Here is a 4,250-nt window from a genome sequence, read left to right on the forward strand (position 1 = left end):
ATAGAAGATAAGAGCGCACTGTAATCTAAACTGAATGTGACTTTTTCCCCTACAAATAGTGGTTTCTGTGAGGATTCAAGGACAAGATGATCACTGGTTGAAGACATGATCTTAATCCCATTCGGAGCCTTAAGCCCGCTGACACAAACATCTTGGCGGCCTAATGCTAGAATAGCTTGTGAGACCTCCCCTCTATCTTGAAGGTTTTCTTTTTCACCAAAAGCATTTAACCCCCGACTCCCCCAAGGCAAAGTCGGTTTAGTCTTGGATTCAATCACTTCAGCGGTCAAAGAAACCGCATCCGTATGTAAGCCTTTGATATTTTCGTGCTCTAAAGGCTCACAGCCTAAAAAAATTGCTTCTCCTATACGAAGGTTATTGACTCGAGTTAAGCCTGTTCTCTGAAGAGCCCAGTTAACTGAAGCAGAATTACCCCCTGAAATAATTTCTAGACTGACCCCAAATGTAGCTTCAATTCCATCGGCAAGCACAGAAAGAATACTCATATTTTGATCATCTGGAGCGACACCATACCGACAGGCTAAATTCGTACCAATTCCTTTTATCGTGATGTTTGGTAAAGAAATAATCTCTCGGATAAAATCAATCACGCGATTTGGCATCACACCTTCTCTGAGATCGCCAAGCTCAACCATAATAATGATACCGTGACAGCAATTTTGTTGTTCCGCTGCATGTGAAAGCCTCTGAATCACTTCAACTTCAGAGTTTAAACTCATATCACTGTATTTTATTACGCTTGCCACTTGACTGAGCATGGGTGTACGTATCAGCATTTTAGGGATAGCAATGCCAATTTCAGTCATCTTTTGAAGATTTTCGATTCTTGAATCGGCTAACATTGTTGCGCCAGCATCAATAAGAACTTGTGCGATGATAGGGTGGCCGAGGAAGACTTTTGTTACAGGCGTAACGGATATATTTTTCAGTGAGAACTGAGAAATCAGGAACTGAGCGTTATGATGAACTTTCCCACAATCGATGTCTAACCTAGGGTAGTTCACCCTTTTTCGGCCAGTTTACTTGCTATTATAGGGAAGGCTGACGTTACGATGTGCAGTAGATGTTCAACAGGCTGTGACAAGACATCAGTAACCGGTAGACCAAATTCGGTAGTGTAAGTGTCTATCGCACAACGTGTTTCATCCAACGACATATCTTCATGATTCAGTGTTAGTCCAATAACATTGGTATTAGAAAACGTTTCGATAAGATTGATTTCTGAGGCAATCGAAGGCATTGGGCAATCAGGAAAATCACTACGATATAAACGTTTAGGGGCATGTTGCAGTATCACACCCGTTGGACAACTGCCACGTAAGATAAAAGCGCTGGTTGAAAACGCAGGGTGACTCAAGGCTCCTTGCCCCTCAACAATAATCAGATCCGGATTTTCTTTTTCATAGGCCTGTACAATGACAGATTCCAACTCACCGGCACAAAATTGTGAAGGAACAGCATCGAGTGCAACGCAGTATTGCGCGCCCTGCATAATGCCTGTTTGACCAGTGGCAATCAGAACGACGTTAAGGCCTTTTTTAGTCAGTTCATTCGCCAATATTGTTGCTGTTGTTCGTTTTCCTAGCGCGCAATCCGTCCCCATTACAGCAATTCTCGGACATTTAACGTTGTGTATTTTCCCGCTAAACGTTTTCAGATCGCCTTTACTTTTGGGTTTGCGAGTATCGAATATTCGAACGTTATTCTTTAAACTGGCTTCTAAAAACAGAGGATCGTCGGTTAGAAATTCATGTAAGCCATTTACGATGTTCATTCCTAATGACATGGCATTTAAAATGATGCTTTTATCTAAGTCAGATAAAAAACCACTTGATGGCGCAATGCCAAAAATGAAATAATCGGGAATGCTTTCCGCGTGAATGATAGCTTCTTCAGCATTGGCAAGGATCGGTATTCCATTGGCTTTGTTATCAAGAACTTCACCAGCATCTAAGCCAGCAGACTCACTATCAATAACCGATAGAATACGATAGCTTAACGAATGCCTCACTAACCCATTAGCGGTTTTACCATCAATTTTACCAAAATTACCTTCGCAATATATAATTGCAGAAGGGATGACCGGATTTACTTTTTGAGCAAGTGGTAACCAAGGAGCTATATGGGGTACGTTGTTGGTATCTACATTTTCAATTCTAGAGAGTTTGAATATATTTCTTAACTTTTCGGTTGAGATGGACATAATTAAAGCCTGCAGTATGGCTTAGGAGGGCGACTAAGGAGTGCCGATTTGCGAGTTCGGAAAAGAAAAGAAGTCCCTACTAAGCGGTAGGGATAACAACCAAGGTAACACACTCACCAGACTTTTGTTGGTTATTATTAATACGCTTTCTGAGTCTATTACTTTCAGACTTTGCCCACTTGAGCGTTGTAATTTCTCAAACTCAATTTACCGCTTGTTAATCCCTTGTATCGAGACATTGCGGTCTCAGATATTGAGCGATAGTGATAACCAGACTCTGTTTTCCACTCCGATATTGTCCCATTTTTCAGAGCCGTTACTGCTTCGTTTCTGGGATGACCATCCTCCCAATGTACTGCATTCTTTCGAGGTGGTATCAACGGAGTACAGCCTTTATTTTTCAGGGTTTCATGACAACTTTTTGTGTCATATGCTCCATAGGTAGATTCGGTATGAACCTTTCTGCGTAAAGGGTTGAGTAATGTTGGTAGCACTTCACTATAGCCAACATTTACAAGGCTGACTTCCGCACTAATCGCTTCGTGAGTATCCACATCTACAACTAAGTGCAGCTTACGCCATGTTCTTCGTTTTTCTGCACCATGCTTTTTTACTTTCCACTCACCTTCACCAAAGACTTTGAGGCCTGTCGAATCAATGGCTATATGGTGAATAGCCCCTCTAGACCTATTGCGATATTTGACCTGAACCGTCTTCGAGCGTTTACTAATACATGTGTAGCCAGGAGAGGTCAGCGGAACATCCATTAGCTCAAAGATAGAGTTGATAAAACCTTGAAGAGCACGTAATGGCAGAGAGAATATCCCCTTAATCATCAGGGCAGTTTCAATCGCTGTATCAGAGTACTGGAACTTAACTCAGTGTCCAAAACTTCTGGCACGGATCACTTCTCGCGTCATTATCGGCTCGTATTGGACGGCTTCTACTTTCATTGAATGGAAAAAGCTTTCAACACAGGCGTTATCCCAGCAATTTCCCTTCCTACTCATACTTTGTTTTAAATTATGGGCTGAGATTAAGTATCTGTAGTCTTTTGAACAATATTGACTACCTCTATCACTATGGATAATCACCCCTTCGGGCATGCCTCTACGGAACAATGCCATTGATAGCGCATCACAGACCAGAGTCGCGGTCATTCTGGTGCTCATTGACCAACCAACGACTTGCCGTGAGTACAAGTCGATAACAACCGCTAAATACATCCAACCTTCGCTTGTCGCTAGATAGGTAATATCTCCAGCCCATTTTTGGTTCGGTGCTGTTGCATTAAAATCTTGCTCAAGCAAGTTCGGGGCAACAGGAAGCCTATGCTTGCTGTCTGTCGTACATTTGAACTTACGGGCGGCCTTCGCGACTAAGCTCTGGCGCTTCATGCTCGCGGCAATGGTTTTTACATCGTGCTTATTACCATTTGCCTCTAGTTCTTTTTGAATACGCCTTGCACCGTCGCGTTCCTTTTTATCATCAAAGACTTCTCGAACTTTGATATCAAGCTGCTTTCGGTGCTCGTTGCGTTGAGTGACTTTATGGCGATTATCAATCCAATAATAAAACCCACTTCGAGAAACCTCAAACACCTTAGCCATACGGACAATCCTATATTGCATCAGGTGTTCGAGCATAAACTCATAGCAATCTACTTTAGATTTTTCGCGAAGTAGGTGGCGGCCTTTTTTACGATATCTAGCTCTTCAGCTTGCTCAGCCAATAACCGTTTGAGTTTGGCATTTTCAGTGGCGAGCTCCCTTTCTCTATCGCTGATTTTCGCATCTTTTTTGACGGCTTTACGCCACCCATAAATTTGAGATTCATACAACGATAGCTGTCGTGCGGCAGCAGCGACACCGACTTTCTCTACTAACTTAAGTGCTTCGGCTTTAAATTCAGGAGCATGTTTGATTCGTGTTTTCTTAGTTGTCATTGTTCACCTCGTTAGTGATTGTACTCACTTAACTCAGTGTCCAAAACTTATGGTGCGGATCAAAGCAAACAAGAAGATAAC

The 4,250-nt window shown here is 42.4% G+C and carries 2 protein-coding genes and 2 pseudogenes; all 4 read right to left on the reverse strand.

Annotated elements, in window-relative coordinates:
• A partial coding sequence (locus AB4161_RS21905; RefSeq protein WP_372084296.1) for an alanine/ornithine racemase family PLP-dependent enzyme occupies positions 1-1,025 on the reverse strand: 1,025 nt, incomplete at its 3' end.
• A complete protein-coding gene (locus AB4161_RS21910; protein WP_372072573.1) occupies positions 1,022-2,224 on the reverse strand; it encodes a DUF1611 domain-containing protein in 1,203 nt (400 codons plus the stop codon). The genes AB4161_RS21905 and AB4161_RS21910, both read right to left, overlap by 4 nt.
• Before the next feature lie 164 nt (positions 2,225-2,388).
• Positions 2,389-3,096, reverse strand: a pseudogene (locus AB4161_RS21915) (IS5 family transposase); the annotation flags it as partial.
• A 15-nt stretch (positions 3,097-3,111) separates the two neighbouring features.
• Positions 3,112-4,169, reverse strand: a pseudogene (locus AB4161_RS21920) (IS3 family transposase); the annotation flags it as partial.
• Between the last annotated feature and the right edge of the window lie 81 nt (positions 4,170-4,250).

The sequence above is a fragment of the Vibrio sp. 10N.286.51.E5 genome (assembly GCF_041469125.1).
In the GTDB taxonomy this organism is placed as follows: Bacteria; Pseudomonadota; Gammaproteobacteria; order Enterobacterales; family Vibrionaceae; genus Vibrio; species Vibrio crassostreae_C.

Coding starts and splice junctions, on each gene's coding strand:
- AB4161_RS21910 (WP_372072573.1), bottom strand. CDS start 2,224: ATGTCCATCTCAACCGAAAAGTTAAGAAATATATTCAAACTCTCTAGA.